The 22,032-nt window shown below is 64.9% G+C and carries 19 protein-coding genes; 8 read left to right on the forward strand and 11 right to left on the reverse strand.

Going from position 1 to position 22,032, the window contains the following annotated elements; translation table 11 throughout:
• The first annotated feature begins 230 nt into the window (after window positions 1-230).
• Window positions 231-1,055, forward strand: coding sequence for a hypothetical protein (locus AC1VWL_RS16755; protein WP_482987418.1), 825 nt, complete (start codon window positions 231-233; stop codon window positions 1,053-1,055).
• Between the two features lie 221 nt (window positions 1,056-1,276).
• On the opposite strand, the gene lpdA is transcribed toward AC1VWL_RS16755, so the two are convergent.
• The 4 genes from lpdA to AC1VWL_RS16775 form a co-directional block, all read right to left on the reverse strand.
• Window positions 1,277-3,427: a dihydrolipoyl dehydrogenase gene (lpdA, locus tag AC1VWL_RS16760; protein WP_482987419.1), complete on the reverse strand. Its 2,151-nt coding sequence runs from the start codon at window positions 3,425-3,427 to the stop codon at window positions 1,277-1,279.
• A 17-nt stretch (window positions 3,428-3,444) separates the two neighbouring features.
• Window positions 3,445-4,098 (reverse strand): hypothetical protein, encoded by a 654-nt coding sequence (locus tag AC1VWL_RS16765; protein WP_482987420.1) that lies wholly within the window; start codon window positions 4,096-4,098, stop codon window positions 3,445-3,447.
• The gene (locus AC1VWL_RS16770; RefSeq protein WP_482987421.1) at window positions 4,098-5,474 is read right to left on the reverse strand and encodes a dihydrolipoyllysine-residue acetyltransferase; all 1,377 of its coding nucleotides are present in this window, start codon (window positions 5,472-5,474) and stop codon (window positions 4,098-4,100) included. Before AC1VWL_RS16770 ends, AC1VWL_RS16765 begins: the two co-directional genes overlap by 1 nt.
• 180 nt (window positions 5,475-5,654) lie before the next feature.
• On the reverse strand, window positions 5,655-6,218 hold the full coding sequence (locus tag AC1VWL_RS16775) for a DNA-deoxyinosine glycosylase (protein WP_482987422.1): 564 nt from the start codon (window positions 6,216-6,218) through the stop codon (window positions 5,655-5,657).
• Window positions 6,219-6,419: 201 nt separating this feature from the next.
• On the opposite strand from AC1VWL_RS16775, the gene AC1VWL_RS16780 reads away from it, so the two are divergent.
• Complete coding sequence (locus AC1VWL_RS16780; RefSeq protein WP_296251114.1) at window positions 6,420-7,058, forward strand: OmpW/AlkL family protein; 639 nt, start codon at window positions 6,420-6,422, stop codon at window positions 7,056-7,058.
• 174 nt (window positions 7,059-7,232) lie between these two features.
• On the opposite strand, the gene AC1VWL_RS16785 is transcribed toward AC1VWL_RS16780, so the two are convergent.
• The 6 genes from AC1VWL_RS16785 to AC1VWL_RS16810 all read right to left on the reverse strand — a co-directional run bounded on the left by AC1VWL_RS16785 (window position 7,233) and on the right by AC1VWL_RS16810 (window position 12,793).
• A complete protein-coding gene (locus AC1VWL_RS16785; RefSeq protein ID WP_481510643.1) occupies window positions 7,233-7,994 on the reverse strand; it encodes a YiiX/YebB-like N1pC/P60 family cysteine hydrolase in 762 nt (253 codons plus the stop codon).
• Window positions 7,995-8,061: 67 nt separating this feature from the next.
• The gene (locus AC1VWL_RS16790) at window positions 8,062-8,625 is read right to left on the reverse strand and encodes a CcdC protein domain-containing protein (protein WP_482987423.1); all 564 of its coding nucleotides are present in this window, start codon (window positions 8,623-8,625) and stop codon (window positions 8,062-8,064) included.
• Between the two features lie 369 nt (window positions 8,626-8,994).
• Window positions 8,995-9,789 (reverse strand): MetQ/NlpA family ABC transporter substrate-binding protein, encoded by a 795-nt coding sequence (locus AC1VWL_RS16795; protein WP_482987424.1) that lies wholly within the window; start codon window positions 9,787-9,789, stop codon window positions 8,995-8,997.
• 82 nt (window positions 9,790-9,871) lie between these two features.
• Window positions 9,872-10,564, reverse strand: a complete 693-nt coding sequence (locus AC1VWL_RS16800) for a methionine ABC transporter permease (protein ID WP_482987425.1) — start codon at window positions 10,562-10,564, stop codon at window positions 9,872-9,874.
• On the reverse strand, window positions 10,561-11,568 hold the full coding sequence (locus AC1VWL_RS16805) for a methionine ABC transporter ATP-binding protein (RefSeq protein WP_482987426.1): 1,008 nt from the start codon (window positions 11,566-11,568) through the stop codon (window positions 10,561-10,563). Before AC1VWL_RS16805 ends, AC1VWL_RS16800 begins: the two co-directional genes overlap by 4 nt.
• Window positions 11,569-11,896: 328 nt before the next feature.
• Window positions 11,897-12,793, reverse strand: coding sequence for a DMT family transporter (locus tag AC1VWL_RS16810; protein WP_481615527.1), 897 nt, complete (start codon window positions 12,791-12,793; stop codon window positions 11,897-11,899).
• 92 nt (window positions 12,794-12,885) lie between these two features.
• Here AC1VWL_RS16810 and AC1VWL_RS16815 point away from each other — a divergent pair, with 92 nt between their 5' ends.
• From AC1VWL_RS16815 to AC1VWL_RS16835, 5 genes are all read left to right on the forward strand, one after another.
• Complete coding sequence (locus tag AC1VWL_RS16815; protein ID WP_482987427.1) at window positions 12,886-14,004, forward strand: serine hydrolase domain-containing protein; 1,119 nt, start codon at window positions 12,886-12,888, stop codon at window positions 14,002-14,004.
• A gap of 90 nt (window positions 14,005-14,094) precedes the next feature.
• Entirely contained in the window at window positions 14,095-14,976 is an 882-nt protein-coding gene (locus AC1VWL_RS16820) for a DUF2145 domain-containing protein (RefSeq protein WP_482987428.1), read from the forward strand.
• The gene (locus AC1VWL_RS16825; protein ID WP_482987429.1) at window positions 14,973-15,494 is read left to right on the forward strand and encodes a hypothetical protein; all 522 of its coding nucleotides are present in this window, start codon (window positions 14,973-14,975) and stop codon (window positions 15,492-15,494) included. Before AC1VWL_RS16820 ends, AC1VWL_RS16825 begins: the two co-directional genes overlap by 4 nt.
• 31 nt (window positions 15,495-15,525) lie before the next feature.
• Window positions 15,526-16,029: a hypothetical protein gene (locus tag AC1VWL_RS16830; protein WP_482987430.1), complete on the forward strand. Its 504-nt coding sequence runs from the start codon at window positions 15,526-15,528 to the stop codon at window positions 16,027-16,029.
• A gap of 362 nt (window positions 16,030-16,391) precedes the next feature.
• A complete protein-coding gene (locus tag AC1VWL_RS16835) occupies window positions 16,392-16,955 on the forward strand; it encodes a queuosine precursor transporter (protein WP_482987431.1) in 564 nt (187 codons plus the stop codon).
• A gap of 39 nt (window positions 16,956-16,994) precedes the next feature.
• Here AC1VWL_RS16835 and glnE read toward each other — a convergent pair whose 3' ends face one another.
• The gene (gene glnE / locus AC1VWL_RS16840; protein WP_482987432.1) at window positions 16,995-19,814 is read right to left on the reverse strand and encodes a bifunctional [glutamate--ammonia ligase]-adenylyl-L-tyrosine phosphorylase/[glutamate--ammonia-ligase] adenylyltransferase; all 2,820 of its coding nucleotides are present in this window, start codon (window positions 19,812-19,814) and stop codon (window positions 16,995-16,997) included.
• Window positions 19,815-20,095: 281 nt separating this feature from the next.
• On the opposite strand from glnE, the gene AC1VWL_RS16845 reads away from it, so the two are divergent.
• Complete coding sequence (locus AC1VWL_RS16845; protein ID WP_282271362.1) at window positions 20,096-21,610, forward strand: acetyl-CoA hydrolase/transferase family protein; 1,515 nt, start codon at window positions 20,096-20,098, stop codon at window positions 21,608-21,610.
• Window positions 21,611-22,032 lie beyond the last annotated feature (422 nt).

Consider the following 22,032-nt stretch of genomic DNA (forward strand, 5'->3'; position numbering starts at 1 on the left):
CTGCAAATGGGGAACTTCCCTATGCCCCGCGGGTCATACAGCTGCAGTGGGCATTCGGAAAGCTCGTCGGGTGGGGGGGCGGACTCGGGTGAGGGGTTGCGGCTGGCGATGGGGGGAACCACCTCACCGCAATTGATCCGCGTCTACACATTGTCTGCACGCTGCGCTCACCGTTCTCTACATCGAATCGGCGATGGTCAGTTGCTCCAAAGCAACAAGCAGGCAATGGCATGCGCAATCACCGCTTCATTCTCGCACTTGTTCCGTGCGCACTCTCACTCGCTCTGGTCCACGCGCAGGCCGCGCACGCCGCTGAAGGCGATCCGCGCTTCACCCTGCGGCTGGGCGCGATGAACATCGATACCGACAACACCATCCGCGGCAGCACCACCGTTGCCGGCCAGGACGTGGATCTGTCGGAGGACTTCAGCCTCGGCGGCAAGGAATGGGAGCCGCGCATCGACGGCCTGTTCCGCATCAGCGACCGCCAGCGCCTGATCTTCGATTACTTCAAGTACGACAAGGACCGGCGCGAGACGCTGGATGAAGGCATCAGCTGGGGTGACACCACGGTACCCGCAGGCAGCTTCGTGAAGGGCGAGTTGAAGTACCAGGTCGCAACGCTGGTCTACGACTACTCGGTGGTCGATGGTGATCGTTTCGATTTCGGCCTGCAGCTCGGCGCCGAATACGCAAAGATCAGCGCCGATGCCTATGCCGATGTAGGCGACGTCTACCAGGGCCGCTTCCTCAACGAGAAGGCCGATGGCATCGCGCCGGTGGTTGGCGCGCGCCTGACCTTCACCCCCTCGGAGAACTGGCTGATCAACCTGCAGGGCCAGTACCTCAACACACGCTGGGGCAACTTCGATGACTACGAAGGCGACCTGAGCCGTGCAAATGCGATCGTGCAGTACAACGTCAACAAGAACTTCGGCATCTTCGCCGGCTATGACTGGTTCAAGCTGGATGTTGACCAGAAAGGCAGCGACGGCGTGATCGGCCTGAAACAGGAATTCAAGGGCCCGGTTGCGGGTGTGAGTTTGTCGTTCTAGGCGCGCTTGCAGGGCAATGCAGCAATCCAATTTGTGGGAGCGGCGTAAGCCGCGAAGCTGGCCATCCTGCCGCACTGCAGTTATCTGCAATCAGATAACTGCAATCCCAGGCTTGCTGATTGCGGACCCTGTACGAGCTTCGCGGCTTACGCCGCTCCCACAAAACAGCAGCGCTATATACAAAAGAAAAGGGCCGCTATGCGGCCCTTTTCAATCTGCGATTACTTCTTCTTCGGGATGTACAGATCGGTGATGGTGCCGTCGTAGATCTCCGAGGCCATCGCTACCGACTCGCTCAGGGTCGGGTGGGCGTGGATGGTGTGGCCGATGTCTTCGGCCTCCGCACCCATTTCGATAGCCAGGCCAATTTCGGCCAGCAACTCACCGGCATGCACGCCGACGATGGCACCACCGATCACGCGGTGGGTTTCCTCGTCGAAGATCAGCTTGGTGAAGCCTTCGGTGCGACCAATGCCAATTGCGCGACCGCTGGCCGCCCACGGGAACTTGGCCACGCCCACCTTCAAGCCCTTGGCCTTGGCCTCGGTCTCGGTGACGCCAACCCAGGCGATTTCCGGGTTGGTGTAAGCCACCGACGGAATCACCCGTGCCACCCACTCCTTCTTCTCGCCGAAGGCGACTTCAGCCGCCAGCTTGCCTTCGTGCGTGGCCTTGTGCGCCAGCATCGGGTTACCGACGATGTCGCCGATGGCGAAGATGTGCGGCACATTGGTGCGCATCTGCCGGTCAACCGGAATGAAGCCACGGTCGGTGACTTCGACGCCAGCCTTGCCGGCATCGATCTTCTTGCCGTTGGCCGAACGGCCGACGGCAACCAGCACGCGATCAAACGTGCCGCTTTCCATCGCCGGCTTCTCGCCTTCGGCGGCGGCGTCGAAGGTCACGGTGATGCCCTTGGCATCGGCGCTGACGCCGGACGCCTTGGTCTTCAGATGGACCTCGATGCCCTGCTTCTTCAAACGATCAGCCAGTGGCTTGACCAGGTCCTTGTCGGCGCCCGGCATCAGCTGGTCCATGAACTCGACCACGGTCACCTTGGAACCCAGGGCGCTGTACACGGTGGCCATTTCCAGGCCGATGATGCCGCCACCCACAACCAGCAGCGAACCCGGCACTTCAGCCAGTTCCAGTGCGTCGGTGGAGTCCATCACGCGCTTGTCTTCCCACGGGAAGTTCGGCAGCTTCACCGCCTGCGAACCGGCGGCGATGATGCACTGCTCGAAGCGCAGCAGCTGGGTCTTGCCGTCGTCGCCGACGATTTCCAGCTCATTGGCCGAGATGAACTTGGCCAGGCCATGCACGGTGCGGATCTTGCGCTGCTTGGCCATGCCGGCCAGGCCCTTGGTCAGCTGACCGACGACCTTTTCCTTGTAGCCGCGCAGCTTGTCCAGGCTGATCTTCGGTGCGCCGTATTCGATGCCCAGTTCGTCGGCATGCGCGGCGTGGTCGATGATTTCAGCGGCGTGCAGCAGCGCCTTGGACGGGATGCAGCCGACGTTGAGGCAGACGCCGCCGAGGCTGGCGTAACGCTCGATCAACACGGTATCCATGCCCAGGTCGGCAGCACGGAAGGCAGCGGTATAGCCGCCCGGGCCTGCGCCCAGCACCACGATGCGGCACTCGATGTCGGCGGTGCGGCCGCTGGACGGCAGCGCCTTGGCGGCGACTGCCGGGTCCGGCGCGCGGTGCGACGGGGTCACCGGCGGCTTGCTGCCCGGGGCGGCCTTGGCAGCAGCCGGTGCGGCGCCCGCAGCGCCTTCCAGCACCACCACCACATCACCGACCGACAGCTTGTCGTCGAGCTTGACCTTGATTTCCTTGACCACGCCATCGGCCGAGGAAGGCACTTCCAGCGTGGCCTTGTCCGATTCCAGCGTGACCAGGCCCTGATCCTTCTTCACCGTGTCGCCGACGGCGACCAGGATCTCGATCACCGGCACGTTCTGGTAGTCACCGATATCCGGCACCTTGACCTCGACCGGGCCGGATGCGGCTGGCGCAGCAGCGGCAACCGGCGCGCTGACGGCTGCCGGAGCGGCGGCAGCAGCAGGCTGTGCAGCCGGCGCAGGTGCGGCGGCAGGTGCCGGAGCTGCGACCGGGGCAGCGCCCTCGCCTTCAGCTTCCAGGATCACCACCACATCGCCCTCGGACAGCTTGTCGTCGAGCTTGACCTTGATTTCCTTGACCACACCCGCAGCCGAGGACGGCACTTCCAGCGTGGCCTTGTCCGACTCCAGCGTGACCAGACCCTGGTCTTTCTTCACCGTGTCGCCCACGGCCACCAGAATCTCGATCACCGGCACGTCGTTGTAGTCGCCAATGTCCGGAACCTTGATTTCAATCGTCGCCATTGTTTTCTCCTGTGGGCTCAGCCGGCTTCGCCGACGAACCGGTCATGCATCTTGTCGAGCGCGCGTTCGATGTTGGCGTAACGCTTCTCGTATTTTTTGTCTTTGCTATGGGCCAGCTCGATCAGCAGCGCCGCCTGCTCCTGCAGCGCTTCAAGCTGACCGCAAGCCGGCCGCTGACCGCTGTAACGCTCGCCGTTGACGGTGAAGGACAGCACCTCACCATCGGTGACCGGCGCCCGCGCCGCCACTTCGGACGACGCCAGGGCCTTGCCCCATACCTCGATCAGGCGCTGCGCCAGTGCATCGGGCAACGGCGCCTGGGCGAACTCGGGCTCCTGGTCCAGCTGCAGGTTGACGCCACCGCGACCGCCGGTGGTGTTCCAGCTGTAGATGCGCTTGTCGGCCGAGCCAGACAGCACCATCCACTGCCCGTTGGCGGCATCGCGGCGAAGCAACACCTGCGACTCCACCCCACGTGCCGGCAGCACCAGCAGCGACAGGCCGTCTTCGGCCTGGCCGCCCAGCAGACTGGTCGCCGTCTGGCCGTAGTTGCCCACCGCCGGCGGCCAACCCTCACCGACCACCGGCAGGCACTGGCTGGCGGCCAGTGCCGGGCCCGCCAGGGCAGCCAGCACCAGCGTCAGCAGGGCGCGGCGCGGCGCCACTGGCATCACAGCAGCACGCGCCGCATGTCGGCCAGCACCTGCGACAGGTAGGTGGTGAAACGGGCCGCCAGGGCGCCGTCGATGACGCGGTGGTCGTAGCTCAGCGACAGCGGCAGCATCAGCTTCGGGGCGAATTCCTTGCCGTTCCAGACCGGCTGGATGGACGACTTGGAGACGCCGAGGATGGCCACTTCCGGCGCATTCACGATCGGGGTGAAGGCGGTGCCGCCAATGCCACCCAGCGAGCTGATCGAGAAGCAGCCGCCGCTCATGTCGGCCGGGCCGAGCTTGCCGTCACGCGCCTTCTTGGCCAGTTCGCCGGTTTCCTGGGCGATCTGCACCACGCCCTTCTTGTCGACGTCACGGATCACCGGCACGACCAGACCGTTCGGCGTATCGGCGGCAAAGCCGATGTTGAAGTACTTCTTCAGGGTCAGGTTCTCGCCGCTGGCATCCAGCGAGGCGTTGAACTCGGGGAACTTCTTCAGCGCGGCGGCGCTGGCCTTGATCAGGAAGGCGAGCATGGTCAGCTTGATGCCGGCCTTCTCGTTTTCCTTGTTCAGGGCCACGCGCAGGCCTTCCAGATCGGTGATGTCAGCCTGCTCGAACTGGGTGACGTGCGGGATCATCGCCCAGTTACGGGCCAGGTTGGCGCCGGAGATCTTCTTGATGCGCGACAGCTGCACCACTTCGGTCTCGCCGAACTTGCTGAAGTCGACCTTCGGCCACGGCAGCAGGTTCAGGCCGCCGCCGGCAGCCGCCGGAGCACCGGCGCTGGCAGCAACGCCGCCGGACAGCGCGCCCTTGACGAACTTCTGCACGTCGCCCTTGGTGATGCGGCCGCCCTTCTCCGTGCCCTTGACCTGCTGCAGGTCCACGCCCAGTTCGCGGGCGAACACGCGCACGGCCGGGCTGGCATACGGCACATTGGCCGGCAGCACGCCTTCGGCGTTGAACTGCACCGGCGGGGTGGCCGGCTTGCTGGTGGTGACCACGTCTTCCTGGGCGATTTCGCGCTGGGCCAGCTTGTCGGCGACCGGGGCAACCGCCACCGGCTCGACCTTGGTGCCGGTCTCGACAGCGGCTTCGACCTTGGCCGGGGCTGCCGGAGCGGCAGCGGCGGCAGGCTTGGCGGCCTCTTCGCTGACTTCGATCAGGGCCACGACCTTGCCCTCGGACAGGCCGTCGCCAACCTTGACCTTCAGTTCCTTGACCACACCGGCGTAGGCCGACGGCACTTCCATCGTCGCCTTGTCCGATTCCAGCGTGACCAGACCCTGGTCCTTCTTGACCGTATCGCCAACCGCGACCAGCACTTCGATCACCGGAATGTCGCTGTAGTCACCGATATCGGGGACAAGTGCTTCCTTGATTTCGGCCATGAACTACTCCAGCAACAAATGAGGGAATCCCCTATTGTGGCGTTAGCGGGCCGCAGCGCCAACCGCTACAAGTGAATTCGCCTGCGTATGTCCCCGGACAAGGGCACGCCACGCGCGCCGTGACGGCCGGAATTTCGGCTCAACGCCCTGCTTTGCGACGTGTCGGCTGTCTTGCCTGTCCTAGCCGGCCAAACCGTTGGTTGCAGGCGATACCACCGCATTCGGCGCATTCAACCACGGTTGCAGCGCCTGCCACTGCCCAGTCAGGCGCTGCAGCGACCACGCCGCATTGGCTGGACTGGTCGATGGCAGGGCCAGCACCGGTAGCGCAGCCGCCAAAGGCGGCAAAGCCGGTGCGATCCATCGCTGGAACGCAGTGTGTGCCGCAGCGCCATTACAGGCGATTGCCCGCAGCTGCGGCAGGTCGGCCAACAGCTCCGCAATGCGATTGGGCACTTCGCTGCCACGGACGATGGCTGTATCCAGGCTGCCGGCGCGCTGGCACTGCCCGATCACATCCCACAAGCCGACACCAGCCTGCTGCAGGCAGTGCAATCGTTGCGCATACGCAAGCTGCGCGTCGAAGCCGCACAGCGTCGCCATCACCGGCCAGAAGCGATTGCGCGGATGCGCGTAATAACGTGCTTCGTGCAGCGATACCGCACCCGGCATCGAGCCCAGCACCAATACACGACATGCGGCAGTCACCTGCGCGGGCAAGCCCTGCAATACATCAGCACTCATCACATGCTCCACAAGATCGTGAACGGATTTTTTCTGCGAAACATCGTGCGCATGGGATCTCCCCGATTTTTCGCTGAACGCAAAGGCACTGAAAAATTCCCGCGTTTAGAGCGATTCATCTTGCCATCGTTAGGGTGACCTCGCCCCGCAACGAGGGCCTTGATAACAACGTAGTCCCGATCGCAACACGAGGAGTTACTCATGCGTTCCATCAAAATTCTCAGCCTTGCCACCCTCGGCGCACTTGCGCTGTCTTCCACCGCCTTCGCACAGGATGGCAATGGCGATACCGCATCCGGCAAGCATTTTGCCGTGGTTGGTGGCATCAGCCTGCTGCAGCCGAAGAACGATCCGATCGGCGGCGTTGGCAAGGTCGATGGCGGCCCGGCACCGACGATCAGCGCCAGCTACTACTTCAACGACAACTTCGCCGTTGAGCTGTGGGGCGCCGCCGACAAGTTCGATCACCGCGTGCGCACCGACGGTGGCGCCAAGGTCGGCAGCGTCGAGCAGCAGCCGCTTGCACTGAGCGCGCAGTACCACTTCGGCCAGGCGGACAACGTGTTCCGTCCGTTCGTCGGCCTGGGTTACTACGAGTCGAACTTCAGCAACGAGAAGATCGACGGCCTGAGCAGCACCGGCAACCACGTTGGTGTGGATACCGCCAAGGGCGCGATCGGCACCGTCGGCGTTGACATGAACATCAACTCGACCTGGTTTGCCCGCGCCGATGCGCGCTACATGCACGCTCGTCCTGACCTGCGCGTCGCCGGCCAGAACGCCGGCGAGCTGAAGCTGGATCCGTGGACCGTTGGCTTCGGCCTGGGTGCACGCTTCTAAGCGACAACGTTCCTGGCAACACCGTTGTAGATGCACTGCAGTGCTTGCAAATGAAACACGGGCCGTTCGCGGCCCGTGTTTTTTTGTGGAACTTCGCTGATCAATGCCAAGGCAGAAGCAGGAGCTACTTCTCCCCGGCCCTCCCCTGCCCCTTCGGGGCAAGGGAGGGAGTGATCATGGGCTGCCGTCATCACTCCACTGCAGCGCCAGGTAGTCGAAGTTGTGCTGCAGCCGCGGTTTGACCACGTCGAAGAACGGCGACACATCGAAGTCGCGCGGCGTGTACAGGCTGTAGTTGCGGATGTGCAGGATCTCCTGCGACTGCTCGGCGCCGCCCACCTGCGCCAGCACCGTCTCGATCTCCGGCAGGATCGGGTAGCGGATCGATTCGAAGGCCTGCGCCAGCAGGGTTGAACAGATCGCCTTGGTTGGCTCGCCACTGCCCAATGCAATCAGGCGACGCCGCATATGCCCCGGTACCGGCGGCTGCCGGATCAGGAATCGCGCCAGATCGAAGACATTCTTCAGGTCATAACTGTAGCCCAGGCGTGCGCGCATGAAGCCGACCAGTTGATCCACCACTGCCGGTGACAGGCCTTGCGGACGGCAGATACGGGTGTGCTGGTTGGCGAATTCGGTCAACGGAATGCGGCGCACACCCTGCTCCACATCGACATCGATCAGCATTGGCTGCGCTTTGCCGCCTTCGAGCAGCGGCTCTTCACCGATATACAGCGCCGCATGCGACCAGGTGGATTGGCTCAGGTACTTGATGGCGGTGGAGAAGCGGCTATTGCCCTCCACCAGCAGCACATCGCCACGGCGCAGCGTGCGCAGCAGCATTGCGGGGTCGCTGGTCGACGGCCGCATCTGGTTGGCGCGTGGCTGCGCCAGGAAGTGCGCCAAGCGGCGCCCGAAGAACTGCAGCACACCCATCAAGCGTCTCCGTATCTGCTTGCATCAGACTAGCCGGGACAGCCTCCGCCCGCCATCGGATACAGGCTCAGCGCGGACTACGATCAAACTGCCGATAGCGTTGATGGTGACGAACCCGGCGCCGCAGCAGCCAGGCGTACATGCCTGCATAACCGAGCAGCAGCGCCGCCATCGCCAGCAAGCCGGCATGGCTGAGCCAGCCCGAGGCCGGCCACGGTACGCCGTTCACCGACGCCTGCCAGCCCTGTACCACGCCGGCGACCACGCGCACGACGATCATCGCGGTCAACGCCAACACCAGCCAGGTATTGGGCTTGTAATGCAGCGCCTCCGGACCGGGCTCGAAGCGGGTCAGGTAGTGGCCGAGCACGCCGACCAACAGACCGGCCAGCCAACCAAGTGCCGCGTAGGACCAGGCCCCAGCCCACCAGAACCCGGCGATGCCGACGAACACCGCGAACAGACAGGTGGATAGCAATGTCGCCCAGAAATTGAAGGTGATCAGCCAGGGCCGCGCCTGTCGGCGCGCGCCACCACTGCGAACGCGCTGCCACAGTGACAGCGGCATCAGCAGCAACAGGATCGCGACGAACACCAGTATCGCCAGCGGCACAGCGAGGAGCACAGGCATGGAGATTGATCCGGGGATAGTGGCCCAAAGATTACGCCATGCCAGATACCGGTAGTGCCGAGCCATGCTCGGCAGAGGCCATACCGGCATTCCCGACCAGTAGTGCCGAGCCGTGCTCGGCAGAGGCTTTACCAAGGTCCCAAACCTGTAGGAGCGACGTAAGCCGCGAAGCAAGCGCACTTTCGGATCGCAATGTCGCGAGCTCCGGTGGCGATATCAGCTTCGCGGCTTACGCCGCTCCTACATGGGTTATCGGGAGAGCCCCTGCCGAGCATGGCTCGGAACTACATTGGCTCTGCCTGCCGAGCATGGCTCGGCACTGCATTGACTCTGCCTGCCGAGCATGGCTCGGCACTACAGCGGTGCGGCTCAGAACGCCGGCAGTACCGCGCCCTTGTACTTCTGCTCGATGAAGGCCTTCACTTCCGGGCTGGTCAGGGCCTTGGCCAGCTTCTGCACGCGGGCGTCGTCCTTGTTGTCCGGGCGCGCGACCAGGAAGTTCACGTACGGCGAATCGCTGCTCTCGATCGCCAGTGCGTCCTTGGTCGGATTCAGGCCGGCGTCCAGCGCGTAGTTGGTGTTGATCAGGGCCAGGTCGACCTGATCGAGCACGCGCGGCAGCATCGCCGAGTCCAGCTCGCGGAACTTGAGCTGCTTCGGGTTCTCGGTGATGTCACGCTGGGTGGACAGCGCGTTGCTCGGGTCCTTGAGCTTGATGACGCCCGCAGTGTCCAGCAGGATCAGCGCACGGCTGTTGTTGCTGGGGTCATTCGGGATCACCACGTCGGCACCGTTGGGCAGTTCGGCCAGCGACTTGAAACGACGCGAATAGGCACCGAACGGTTCGATGTGCACGCCGGTGACGGTGACCAGATCAGTCTTGCGGTCCAGGTTGTAGGCCTTGAGGTAAGGCTCGGTCTGGAAGTAATTGGCGTCCACCTGCTTCTGCACCAGCTGGTCGTTGGGCTGCACGTAGTCGTTGAACACGCGCACGTCGAGCTTGACGCCCTCCTTCTCCAGCAGCGGCTTGACCACTTCCAGGATCTCGGCGTGCGGCACGGCGGTGGCAGCGACCACCAGCTTGGACTCATCGGCGGCAGGCTTGCCGCAGGCCGACAGGGCCAGCACCGCGGCAATCAGGGGAAAGGTGAGCAGCTTTTTCATCGGTAACAGATCCGGTGGGGAAGGATGGTGTGGACATACGCTAACAGGCCGGCACGCTGCGTGCCGGCCTGCGGTCATTCCATTACTTGCGGCTGTAATGCGTAACCAGACGGTCGCCGAGCATCTGCAGCAGCTGCACCAGCACCAGCAGCAAGACGACGGTGACCAGGGCCACGTCGGTGTGCGAACGCTGGTAGCCGTCACGGAAGGCCAGGTCGCCCAGGCCGCCGGAGCCGATCGCACCACCCATCGCGGTGAAACCGATCAAGGCGATGGTGGTGACGGTGGCGCCGGCAATCAGGCCCGGCCGTGCTTCGGGCAGCAGCACCTTGAAGACCAGCTGTCTGGTGGTCGCGCCCATCGCCTGGCTGGCTTCGATCACGCCACGGTCGACTTCACGCAGCGCCGTTTCAACCAGACGCGCGTAGAACGGCGCAGCACCAACGACCAACGGCAGGATGGCGCCACGCACGCCCAACGATGTGCCCATCAGGCCCAAGGTCACTGGAATCAGCACGATCATCAGGATGATGAAGGGCACCGAGCGCAGCAGGTTCACCAACAAGGCGGTGATGCCGTAAACCACCGGCTTGCGGTGCAGCTGCGGCGAGCCGGTCAGGAACAGCAGCACGCCCAACGGCAAACCAATCGCCAACGTCAGCGGCAACGAGCCGGCCAGCATCAGCAAGGTGTCGATGGTGGCCCGGCCGATATCGGCCCACTTGCCCGCGTCCAGATGGCGGAAGAAGCCTTCGGCGGCAGTTGCAATGATCATCGGCGCAGCTCCTCGACATGCACACCGGCGGCGACGAAGGCCGCCTGCGCGGCATTCTGGTCACCGCCAACCAGGGCTACGGTCAGCTGGCCGTAGGGCGTGTCCTTGATGCGGTCGATGCGGCCGGTAAGGATGTTGTAGTCCACCCCGGTATCGCGGGCGATGCGCCCCAACAACGGTTCGTAAGTGCCCTCACCGAGGAAGGTCAGGCGCACGATGCGGCCACCGACGGCAGCGAAATCACGCAGCTGCTCGCCTTCGTCCACGTGCTCGGACTCCGACACGAAACGGCGCGTGGTCGTGTGCCTGGGATGCAGGAAGACCTCGGTGACCGGGCCCATTTCCACCATGTGCCCGGCATCGAGCACCGCGACGCGGTCGCAGACGCGGCGGATCACGTCCATTTCGTGGGTGATCAGCACGATGGTCAGGCCAAGCTCGCGGTTGATCTTGCCCAGCAGCGCCAGCACCGAGGCGGTGGTCTGCGGGTCCAGCGCGCTGGTGGCCTCGTCGCACAGCAGGATCTGCGGGCGTGTGGCCAGCGCGCGGGCAATGCCGACACGCTGCTTCTGCCCGCCGGACAGCTGCGAAGGGTATTTGGGCGCATGTTCTTCCAGCCCGACCATGCGCAGCAGCTCGGCCACGCGGGCGTCGATCTCGGCCTTGGGCGTACCGGCCAGTTCCAGCGGAAAGGCCACGTTGGCGGCGACGGTACGCGCCGACAGCAGGTTGAAGTGCTGGAAGATCATGCCGATGCGCCGGCGCAGTGTGCGCAGGCCATCAGCGTCGAGTGCCGTGGCATCCTGGCCGTCGATCAGCACACGCCCACCGCTGGGCTCTTCCAAGCGGTTGATCAGGCGGATCAGGGTCGATTTGCCGGCACCGGAGTGGCCGATGATGCCGAACACTTCGCCGGCCTGGATCTTCAGGTCGAGCGGGTGCAACGCGGTGATCGCGCGGCCGTCGACGGCATAAGCTTTCTGCAGGTGCTGGAACTCGATCACTGCCAGGGCAACCGGGGGGCATGAGAAGGGGGCGTGCAGCCTAGCAGCGCTGGGCCCTCGGCGCGCGTGCCGCAAACCGGAATCTTATTCCTTTTGGTTCTAAGTGAAACCAGTCGGGGATATGGTGGGGGGAGTTCTGTTTGTGGGAGCGGCGTGAGCCGCGAAGCTGGTGATGCCAGATGAACAGGTATTGCCGCGATCTGGTGGTCCACCTGCTTCGCGGCTGACGCCGCTTGAGTCTGCCGGTAAAGCCCCAGCCGAGCATGGCTCGGCACTACGCCCCCTCCCTTTGGCGAAGCCAAGGGGAGGACTGGGGAGGGGTTGGCTTTCAGGGATGATCAATCTGATCTGGCCGCTGCGCCCGCTGCACCCGTTCACGGTGCAGCAGGTACAGGCCGCTGGCGACGATGATGCCGGCGCCGATCCAGGTCCAACGGTCAGGCAGCTTCTGCCAGAGCAGCACGTCCCAGCCGATCACCCAGACCAGGCCGGTGTATTCCAGCGGTGCGATCATCGAGGCCTGGCCCAGCTGGAACGCGCGGGTCAGTGCGATCTGGCCCAGCGCCCCCGCCAGGCCCATGCCGGCAATCAGCGCGGCGTGCTTCCACTGCAGCGGCTGCCACTGCGGCAAGGCCAGCAAACCGGCACCGATCGCCATGATCAGCAGGAACCAGACCACCATCGATTGCGGCGTATCCGTACGCGTCAACAGGCTGACCGTCACTGCAGCAATCGCATAGGCGGTCGCCGCCAGCAGCACCATCAGACCCGGGAACGAGATGAAACCATCCACGCCCGGCCGCAGCACCACCAGCACGCCAATCAGGCCGATACCGATGGCGACCCAACGGCGCGGCCCCACATGCTCACCCAGCAAGGGCACCGACAGTGCCGCCACCAGCAAGGGCGCGACGAAGTAGATGGTGTAGGCGGTCGACAGCGACAAGGTGCGCAGCGCATAGACGAAGCAGCCGATCATCACCATGCCGAGCACGCCGCGCAGCAGATGCAGGCCCCAGCGCACCGGGATGATCGAGCGCGGACCGGCAGTGGCAAGCACCCATACAAGGACGAACGGCAACGAGGCGGCACCACGCAGCATGGTGACCTGCAAGGTCGGATAACTGCTGGACAGCATCTTCATGCCAGCGTCCATGCAGGAGAAGAAAGCGACGGCGGCCAGCATCCAGACGATGGCACGCACGGGGGATTTGGTAGGCGACATGGCCCCATTATCCGCTGCCAAGGCCCGGCTTGCCGACTGCCGGCAGTAATGGGCAATGGTATGTTCTGGCCGTTCCCAACCAGGGCCCGACCATGCGCAAACCACTGAAGCATCCAGCTGCCACGCCTGCCCTGCTGCGTTTTGCCCCGTTGCTGCTCGTTGCGTTGCCCTGGATTGCCACTGCCGCGCAGGCACCCAGCGCTGAAGCGCTGGCACAGTTGGATGGCTTTGCACTGGGGCTGCAGGCCGCCGGGCAGTTCTCGGGGACGGTGTTGATCGCCAGCGGCGATGAGGTGGTATTCGAGAAAGCCTACGGCGCGCGCGATGAGCAGCAGGAAACACCGCTGCAGGTGAGTGACCGCTTCAACCTGGCCTCGGCCGGCAAGATGTTCACCAGCGTGGCGATCCTGCAGCAGATCGCCGCCGGTCGCCTCAGCCTGGACAGCAAGGTCGGTGAGGTGCTCAAGGACTACCCCAACCGCCAGTTCGCCAATGAGGTGAGCGTGCGCCAGCTGCTGACACATAGCGCCGGTGCAGGGGACATCGATGAATTGTTTGGCGCCGAACACAGTGCTGATCGCGCGCGCCTGCACAGCCTGGAGGACATGGTCGCGCTGCATGCCGGGCGTGCACCGGAGTTCGCGCCTGGCAGCGCGCAGAAATACGGCAACTTTGGCTACCTGGTATTGGGGCGGATGCTGGAAGTCCTCACCGGGCAGGACTTCGAGAGCTACATCCGCCAGCACGTGCTGCAACCGGCCGGCATGCAGGATACCGACTTCGTGGCCTGCGACGACCCCGCCGCCGATCTGGCACGGGCGTATGTGGACGTGGATGGCAAGCGCGTGCGCAACTGCGCCACCCAACCCAGGCGCGGCCTGCCCGCCGGCGGCGAAGTGGGCAGCGCGCGTGACATGTTCCGCTTCGTGCAGGCCCTGAATGCCGGCAAGCTACTGCCAGCAGCACTGTTCGGACAAGCCACCCAGACCCAGCGCGAGTTCATGGGACTGGGCTTTTTTGCCACCGGCTACGGCAAGGACGTGCCGGCCCGCGACTTCCGCTGGGGCCATGGCGGCAGCACGGACGGTGTCTGCACCGACGTGCGCCATTACCCGGCAAGCGGCGAGACGGTGATCGTGCTGTCCAACAAGGATGCGCCGGCCTGTTTCGCGGTTTCCGGCCTGCTGCATGCGCAATGGAAGCAGCCTTGAACGAAAAACCTGGCAAAGGCGGCCAGCAAGCGCGCGCCTGCGCAGGTTCCTAACGAATATTTCCCAAGCACCATGCAAGGATGCGCGCCGATGAAACCCCGCACCACACTATTGCTGGCAGTCTCACTGAGCATGGCCACCGTCGCCGCCCCGGCATTCGCGCAACCGGCCTGCAGCCCGCGTTATCCGCCGCCGACCACGATTGCCGCCATGTTCGACATGGCCGCGGTCACCGCCGATACGCTCGATGCAATGCCCGACGTGGATGTGGCCATTGCTGCGCGCGGCGGCCAGGACCTGAGCAAGTACGGGTTGCGCCACAGCCATCTGGCCTTCCTGGTCCGCAACGACAGCGGCAGCTGGGACGTGGTGCACCTGCTCAACCGCTGCAAGAGCGACAGCTCGGACCTGTACCGCGAGGGCCTGGTCAACCTGGTCGGCGAAAGCTCGATCACCACTGACCTGCGGGTTGGCATTCCCACGCCGGAAGTCCGCGCCGCACTGAAGACATTGCTCGCCGGTGCAGCGCCACAGGCACGTGCGCTGCATGAGCCGCGCTACAGCATGCTGGCCTATCCCGGCAGCAGCGAGTACCAGAACTCCAACCAGTGGATCCTGGAAGTCACCGCCGCGGCAATGGCACAAGCTGCCGGTGACACTGCACTCGACAGCCGCGACAGCGCCTTGGCCTGGCTCAAGCAGAAGGGCTATGCGCCTTCGCGCCTGCATATCGGCATCGGCAAACGTCTTGGCGCTCGCTTCCTTGCCGACAACGTGGCGGTCACCGATCACCCCGCCAGCGAACGCATCTCCGGCAACTACTCGGTGGTGACAGTGGAATCAGTGTTCGACTTCCTGCACCGCAGTGGCGCGCTGGAGCGCGAACTTGCCGCCGCCCATCAAACACCCGTGCCGGCGGTGACCGGCAGCAACACGCAAGCTCCCACACCTCAGCAGGAGGCCACACCATGAGACACCTGATCAAGAGCGGCGCCCTCGCCTTTGCCATCGTCGTCAGCCTTGGCCTCACCACGGGTAAAGTCCGCGCGGGCGAAATCAACGGCTCACAAGCTTCCGTGCTGGTGACTGGTTCCAGCGTGGTGATGGTGGTATCCGGTCCGATTTTCCTGTCCGCGGCCGGTGTGCGCGGTGCAGCTGACATGTCCAGGGAGTCGCGTGAGCGCCGCGAGGAGAAACGCCGCATCAGCGCCGGACCGCTGCCCGACCTGGAAGTGAAGTCGATCGAGACCGCGGCCGATGGCGGCCGTCGCGTCACCCTGGAAGACCCGGCCAATGCGGAAAACCGCGCCACCCTGCAGTGGCCGAAGCGCGAGGATGACCCGGCGGCCGGTTTCACGGTTGGCAGCAAGATCGCCTTCCAGCCCAGTCCGCAGGGCGCCGGTTGGATGCTGCGCAACCCGGAGGGCGCTGCATTGGCCTTCGTGCCGACCATCGAAGCGGTGGATGAGAGCCGCACCCGCACGCTTTGATTCCCCATTCGCTGTACTCGAGGAACACCGTATGAAATCCATGTTTTGCCAGTTGGCCTGCGCCGCAGCCATCAACGCCATGTTGGTGATTGCACCCGCCCACGCTGGCGCCGACCTCAACCGCTCCGAGGTCTCCACGCTGGTGACTTCCGCCGGCGCATCGATGCTGGTGTCCGCACCGTTGCTGCTGGTGGCATCGGTTGCTGACAAGTCTTCCACCGCCGCCGACGAGCGCCAGGCGCGCCGCGTCAGCGCCGGTCCACTGCCGGACATGAAGGTCGAGGCGATCACCCAGGACGCCGATGGCGGCCGCAGCGTGGCGCTGGCTGATCCTTTGGATGCGGCCAACACCGCATCGCTGCATTGGCCGCAGCGCGAGGACAATCCGGCCGGGAACTTCGTGCTCGGGCAGACCGTTGCGTTCACGCCGAGCCCGCAGGGTGCGGGTTGGATGGTGCGTGCGGAAGATGGCGCCGTGCTGACCTTTGTGCCGGCGATTGAAGCGGCGTCGGTGAGTCATAGCGGGAAGCTTTGAGACTGTGGTGCTTGAAGGCTGCAGATCGTAGAAATGCCGGTGATGCATCCCTTCTCCCGCTTGCGGGAGAAGGTGCCCGAAGGGCGGATGAGGGGGCTTTGGATTTGGGTTTCGCGTTGATCTCTTGAAGCTCAAACCCAAGCAAAGCCAACCGCACAAGCAAAAGCTGCCCTCACCCCAACCCCTCTCCCGCATGCGGGAGAGGGGCTCAGTCTGCTTGATCGCAGTCTGTATGCACTCCTGCCGCCCTTGACATCCGTCTCGGCCACACCCGCTACAATGACCACTGACCTGCCCTCCCGGGCACGGTCCTTCCCCTCCTCTATCGATGCAGTGCCCACCGGCGCTGCCAGTGTCCGTTCATGTCCTCACCTCCGTCCATCCGCTTCGCCCCGCTTACCCCCACCTCGCTGCTGCTGGCCGTGCTGGCAATGGGTGCCGTGGTGCTGGGCTCGAATGTGCTGGTGCAGTACCCGATCAATGACTGGCTCACCTGGGGCGCCTTCAGCTACCCGATCGCCTTCCTGGTCAGCAATCTGATCAATCGCCGCTTCGGCCCGCAGGCGGCGCGCCGTGTGGCCTGGGCCGGCTTCGCGGTGGCGGTGGTGTTGTCGGTGTGGATCGCCACGCCGCGTATCGCGGTGGCCTCGTGCTTGGCCTTCATCGTTGCCCAGTTGCTGGACATCACCGTGTTCGACCGGCTGCGCGCCGGCAACTGGTGGCGCGCACCGATGGTGGCCACCACCTGCAGCGCCACCGTGGATACCGCGATCTTCTGGTCGATCGCGTTTGCCGGCTCGCAGTTGCCGTGGGTCAGCTGGGCCGCAGGCGATCTGGCGGTGAAGCTGGCCATCGGCGTGTGCCTGCTGGCACCGTTCCGCGCGCTGCTGTGGAAGATGGCGCCGCTGCGCGGCACTCCGCGCTGATCGCTGCAGCCCGGCACCAACCCGGGCTACTTCCCAACATCACTCCGCGCGCTTGCCCGGCTCGAACGGCAGGCCCTGCGCGATTGCTGCAGCACTGATCGCCGCACACGCCGCTTCGATCTCGGGCGTCGGGATGGCAATACGCGGGCGCCGGTCCAGGGTGCAGCTCAGGCCCGCATCAAGCAGCGTGGCGTGCGCCTCGTGCAGGGCCTCGGCCGTCGCAGCCGGCAACCAGCCTGCAGCGGCCAACGCGGAGATCAGCAACGGAGTCTCCCTCGGACCGCATAGCGACGGCGTGTGCTGTGCCTGCGACAGCACGCCGGTCTGCAGCACGAACTCCAGGTCGACCAGACCGCCCGCGCCCTGCTTCAGGTCCAGCCGCCCGGCATCGCTGCGGTCCAGTTCGGCGCGCATGCGTGCACGCATCTTCAGCACATCGCCGAACAAGGTCTCGTGCTCACGCGCACGGCCCAGGGTGTCAGCGCGTACCCGTTCGAAGTCGGACAACAGCGATGCATCACCGGCCACGCCGCGCGCGCGTACCAGCGCCTGGTGCTCCCAGGTCCAGGCGCGCTCGCGTTGGTACTCGGTATAGCTGGCCAACGAGGACACCAGCGCACCCTTGCCGCCGTCCGGGCGCAGGCGCACGTCGATGTCATACAGGCGGCCGGCGGCGGTCACGGCGCCGAGCAGGGCCATCACCTTCTGCGCCAGACGCGCGAACCAGCGGCCGCTGTCCAAGGGACGCGGGCCGTCGCTGCCTTCACTGCCAGCCGGGCTGTCGTACAGGAACACCAGATCCAGGTCCGAACCAAAGCCCAGCTCGACGCCCCCCAGGCTGCCGTAACCGATGATCGCAAAGCGTCCGCCCGGCACTTCACCATGCGCCTGCAGCATGTCCGCATGCGCCATCTGCAGCACCGTCACCACCACCGCGTCGGCCAGCTGCGCCAGTTGCTGCGTGCAGTCCACCGCACGCTGGCGGCCATCGTGGAAGGCAAGCGCCATGCGGAAACTCAGCGCGAGTCGCACTTCATTGAGCGCACGCAGTGCCGCTTCCGGGTCATCTATCTGCAAGGCAGCGGCGCAGGCGTCCTGCATTTCCTGCGCCTCCGGCATCGGCCCAGCGACGCGGGTATCCAGCAACTCGTCCAGCAGCAGCGGGAACGCCACCAGCCGCTCGGACAACAGCGCGCTGCGTGCCAGCACGTTGACCAATCGGGTCAAGGCGCTGGGCTGCTCGTCCAGCAGCGCCAGATAGCTGGTGCGGCGCAGGATGGCCTGCAGCAGGCCGAGCACGCGCCGCAGCGCCGCGTCGGGCTGCGGCGAACGGGTAGCCGCATGCAGCAGCGCCGGCAGCACCCGGTCCAGGCGCGCACGCGCATTGTCGGACAGTGACTTCACCCCCAACGACTGGGCAAACTCGCGCAGCGATTGATCGGCGCCATTGGCGTCGGCAAAGCCGGCCTCGGCCAGCACTTCGGCGCTGCCGCCGCCGGGCAACACCCGCCAATAGCTGGACAACACATCCGGTGCCGCCTGGCCTTGGCGCGGCGCGAGCAATGCACCGAATTCAACACTGACGCGTTCGCGCTGCTCGTTCAGCGCCGCAAGCAAGGCATCCCAATCCGCATAGCCCAGGCCGAAGGCGACGCGGCTGCGATCCAGCGCATCGTTTGGCAAGCAATGGGTCTGCGCGTCGCGCAGCATCTGCAGGCGGTTCTCGACGCGGCGCAGGAAGCGGTAGGCCTGGATCAGGTCATCGCCATCGCTGGCGGCCATCTGCCCGCCTTCGACCAGCGCGCGCAGCGCTGGCAGCAGGCGTCGCTCGCGCAGCGCCGGCTCGCGGCCGCCACGGATCAGCTGCAGTGCCTGGGCAAGAAATTCGATCTCGCGGATGCCGCCCGGGCCCCGTTTGATGTCGTCCAGCCGGTCCTTGCGCGCGACTTCGGCTGTGATCGCCGCCTTCATCTCGCGCAGTCCATCGAGTGCGGTGAAGTCGAGGTAGCGGCGGTAGACGAAGGGCCGCAGCGTCTCCAGCCAGGCCTCGCCAGCGGCGATGTCGCCGGCCACCGCGCGCGCCTTGATCCAGGCATAGCGCTCCCAGTCACGGCCTTCGCGCTGGAAGTACTGATCCATGCCGGCGAACGACAGGGCAACCCGACCGGCGGTGCCGAACGGGCGCAGGCGCAGGTCGACGCGGTGACTGAAGCCTTCTGCGGTGGTTTCGTCCAGCAGCCGCGCCAGCCGCTGGCCGAGCCGCGCGAAATACTCTTCGGCAGCCAGCGGACGCGCGCCGTCGGACTCGCCGTTATGCGGGTAGGCGTAGACCAGATCGATATCGGAGGAGAAGTTCAGCTCGCCGCCGCCCAGCTTGCCCAGCCCAAACACCACCAGCCGCTGCGCGCTGCCATCGGCGTCGCGAACCACACCGTGGCGGCTGGCGAACTCCTGCTCCAGCGCCTCCAGGCCCAGCTGCAGGCATTCCTCGGCCAGGCGGGTAGCGCCGGCCAGGGTGGCATCGACGTCATCGAGTTCTAGCAGATCGCGCCAGATCAACCGGGTCGAGGCCGCAGCGCGGTAGCGCCGCAGCTGGGTCGGCCAGGCGGTGGGCTGCAGCGGATCCAGCTCGGGCAGCGGCAGCGGCGCTGGATCGGCCGCAGCCAGCAATTGCAGCAGCTCCGGCTGCCGGCACAAGGTATCGATGGCGAAATCGCTGGTAACCGCCAGCTGCCGCAAACCAGCCTCGAAGGATTGCGGCCATTGCGCCGGATCGGAAGCGGCCAGCTTGAGCCGGGCAAAGGCACGTTCGATTACAGGCTGAATGGATTCAGGTGCTGCAGGGGCGATTTGATTCATTCCGCGATTCTGGCATCTGCGGCGCAGAAGTCGCCATCTCCGCCGATCAGGCAATAAAAAAGCCCGCTGACAGCGAACTGTCAGCGGGCCTTGCTCCCTCCCCCACGTCGGGATGCAGGGCGATCCTGCCGGGTGCGCAAACAACTTGCACGCTGCAGTGCAAAACAATACTGGGGAGTACAAGAGCACTGGCGCCGTAAAGACCATTCCACGAAGGTCCAACCCCCCTGTTCACGCCGAAGGGCGATAATCAGGCATCCCCCCAACAAACCGTAGTCGTCATGTCTGTCGAACGCATCCTGGACCCGCGCCTGCGCGACCGCATCGTTTCCGCCGAACAAGCCGCGGCCTTCATCCAGCCCGGCGAAACCGTGGCCATGAGTGGCTTCACCGGTTCCGGCTATCCCAAGGCGGTACCGCTGGCGCTGGCGCAGCGCATTGAAGAGGTTCACGCCGCCGGCCAGCCGTTCAAGATCAAGCTGATGACGGGCGCTTCGACCGCTCCGGAACTGGATGGCGCGCTGGCCAAGGCCGACGCCATCGCCATGCGCATGCCGTTCCAGACCGATCCGGATGCGCGCAAGCGCATCAACGAAGGCACGCTGGACTACATCGACATCCATCTCTCCCACGTTGCCCAGCACGTGTGGTTTGGCTTCTACGGTGAGATCGATACCGCGGTCGTTGAAGTCTCGGCGATCCGCGAAGACGGTTCGCTGGTGCCCTCCACCTCGGTCGGCAACAACAAGACCTGGCTGGACCTGGCCAAGAAGGTGATCATCGAGGTCAACGAGTGGCAGCCCGCGGACATCGAGGGCATGCACGACATCTACTACGGCACGGCATTGCCGCCGCACCGCAAGCCGATCCCGTTGATCCACGCCAACGATCGCATCGGCCAGACCACGCTGGACGTGGACCCGGACAAGATCGTGGCGGTGGTGCGCACCAATGGCCCGGACCGCAACAGCCCGTTCAAGCCGATCGATGAAGACAGCCGCCAGATCGCCGGCTACCTGATCGAATTCCTCAAGCACGAAGTGGCCAAGGGCCGCCTGCCGGCCAACCTGCTGCCATTGCAGTCGGGTGTGGGCAATATCCCGAATGCGGTGCTGGCGGGTCTTGCTGAAAGCGGCCTGCGCGGGCTCACCTCGTTCACCGAGGTGATCCAGGACGGCATGCTGGACCTGCTCAAGTCCGGCGTGCTCGAGTACGCCTCATGCACCGGCTTCGCGTTGAGCCCGGAGGCGAACGAAGAGTTCAAGCGCAACATCAAGTTCTACCGCGAGCGCATCATCATGCGCACGCAGGAGATCTCCAACCATCCGGAACTGGTGCGCCGCCTCGGCTGCATCGGCATGAACGGCATGATCGAGGTCGACCTGTACGGCAACGTCAATTCCACCCACGTGATGGGCAGCCGCATCATGAACGGCATCGGTGGTTCCGGTGACTTCACCCGCAACGGCTTCCTGTCCACCTTCCTGAGCCCGTCGATGGCCAAGGGCGGCTCGATCTCGGCGATCGTGCCGATGGTCAGCCATGTGGACCACACCGAGCACGATGTCTCGATCATCGTCACCGAGCAGGGCCTGGCCGATCTGCGCGGCCTGCCGCCGCGTGCACGTGCGCGCCAGGTGATCGACAACTGCGCACATCCGGATTATCGCGACCAGCTCAACGACTACTTCGATCGCGCCTGCCGTGACAGCTACGGCAAGCACACGCCGCACCTGTTGCCGGAAGCCCTGTCCTGGCATCAGCGCTACATCGACACCGGCAGCATGAAGGCCTGAGGCCAAACCTGTAGTGCCGGGCCATGCTCGGCAGGGGCTTTACCAGCGAAAAGCCGCCCTCACCCAACCCCTCTCCCGTACACGGGAGAGGGGCTAAAGCTGAAGGCCTGAAGCTCCACCTGTAGTGCCGAGCCATGCTCGGCAGAGGCTTTACCAGGAAGGCCCGATCCGTAGTGCCGAGCCATGCTCGGCAGGGGCCTTACCGGGAAGGCCTGATCTGTAGTGCCGAGCCATGCTCGGCAGGGGCTTTACCGGGAAGGCCCGATCTGTAGTGCCGAGCCATGCTCGGCAGGGACTTTACCGGCAAGACCCGATCTGTAGTGGGGGGGCGCGGCGGGCGCGGGGGGGGGGGGCGGATGACAGAACGGCGGCAGGAGGGCGCCCCAAAAAAAAAAAAAAAAACAATTAAGGGGGGGTGTTTT

This window comes from Stenotrophomonas sp. STEN063 (genome assembly GCF_056854515.1).

What these genes read in the sequence shown, in the direction of transcription:
- AC1VWL_RS16820 (WP_482987428.1), top strand. Translation starts at nt 14,095, where the DNA reads ATGAAACCCCGCACCACACTATTGCTGGCAGTCTCACTGAGCATGGCC.
- lpdA (WP_482987419.1), bottom strand. Translation starts at nt 3,427, where the DNA reads ATGGCGACGATTGAAATCAAGGTTCCGGACATTGGCGACTACAACGAC.
- AC1VWL_RS16815 (WP_482987427.1), top strand. Translation starts at nt 12,886, where the DNA reads ATGCGCAAACCACTGAAGCATCCAGCTGCCACGCCTGCCCTGCTGCGT.
- AC1VWL_RS16835 (WP_482987431.1), top strand. Translation starts at nt 16,392, where the DNA reads ATGTCCTCACCTCCGTCCATCCGCTTCGCCCCGCTTACCCCCACCTCG.
- AC1VWL_RS16830 (WP_482987430.1), top strand. Translation starts at nt 15,526, where the DNA reads ATGAAATCCATGTTTTGCCAGTTGGCCTGCGCCGCAGCCATCAACGCC.
- AC1VWL_RS16765 (WP_482987420.1), bottom strand. Translation starts at nt 4,098, where the DNA reads ATGCCAGTGGCGCCGCGCCGCGCCCTGCTGACGCTGGTGCTGGCTGCC.
- AC1VWL_RS16770 (WP_482987421.1), bottom strand. Translation starts at nt 5,474, where the DNA reads ATGGCCGAAATCAAGGAAGCACTTGTCCCCGATATCGGTGACTACAGC.
- AC1VWL_RS16825 (WP_482987429.1), top strand. Translation starts at nt 14,973, where the DNA reads ATGAGACACCTGATCAAGAGCGGCGCCCTCGCCTTTGCCATCGTCGTC.
- AC1VWL_RS16795 (WP_482987424.1), bottom strand. Translation starts at nt 9,789, where the DNA reads ATGAAAAAGCTGCTCACCTTTCCCCTGATTGCCGCGGTGCTGGCCCTG.
- AC1VWL_RS16780 (WP_296251114.1), top strand. Translation starts at nt 6,420, where the DNA reads ATGCGTTCCATCAAAATTCTCAGCCTTGCCACCCTCGGCGCACTTGCG.
- AC1VWL_RS16800 (WP_482987425.1), bottom strand. Translation starts at nt 10,564, where the DNA reads ATGATCATTGCAACTGCCGCCGAAGGCTTCTTCCGCCATCTGGACGCG.
- AC1VWL_RS16845 (WP_282271362.1), top strand. Translation starts at nt 20,096, where the DNA reads ATGTCTGTCGAACGCATCCTGGACCCGCGCCTGCGCGACCGCATCGTT.
- AC1VWL_RS16790 (WP_482987423.1), bottom strand. Translation starts at nt 8,625, where the DNA reads ATGCCTGTGCTCCTCGCTGTGCCGCTGGCGATACTGGTGTTCGTCGCG.
- glnE (WP_482987432.1), bottom strand. Translation starts at nt 19,814, where the DNA reads ATGAATCAAATCGCCCCTGCAGCACCTGAATCCATTCAGCCTGTAATC.
- AC1VWL_RS16785 (WP_481510643.1), bottom strand. Translation starts at nt 7,994, where the DNA reads ATGGGTGTGCTGCAGTTCTTCGGGCGCCGCTTGGCGCACTTCCTGGCG.
- AC1VWL_RS16755 (WP_482987418.1), top strand. Translation starts at nt 231, where the DNA reads ATGCGCAATCACCGCTTCATTCTCGCACTTGTTCCGTGCGCACTCTCA.
- AC1VWL_RS16775 (WP_482987422.1), bottom strand. Translation starts at nt 6,218, where the DNA reads ATGAGTGCTGATGTATTGCAGGGCTTGCCCGCGCAGGTGACTGCCGCA.
- AC1VWL_RS16810 (WP_481615527.1), bottom strand. Translation starts at nt 12,793, where the DNA reads ATGTCGCCTACCAAATCCCCCGTGCGTGCCATCGTCTGGATGCTGGCC.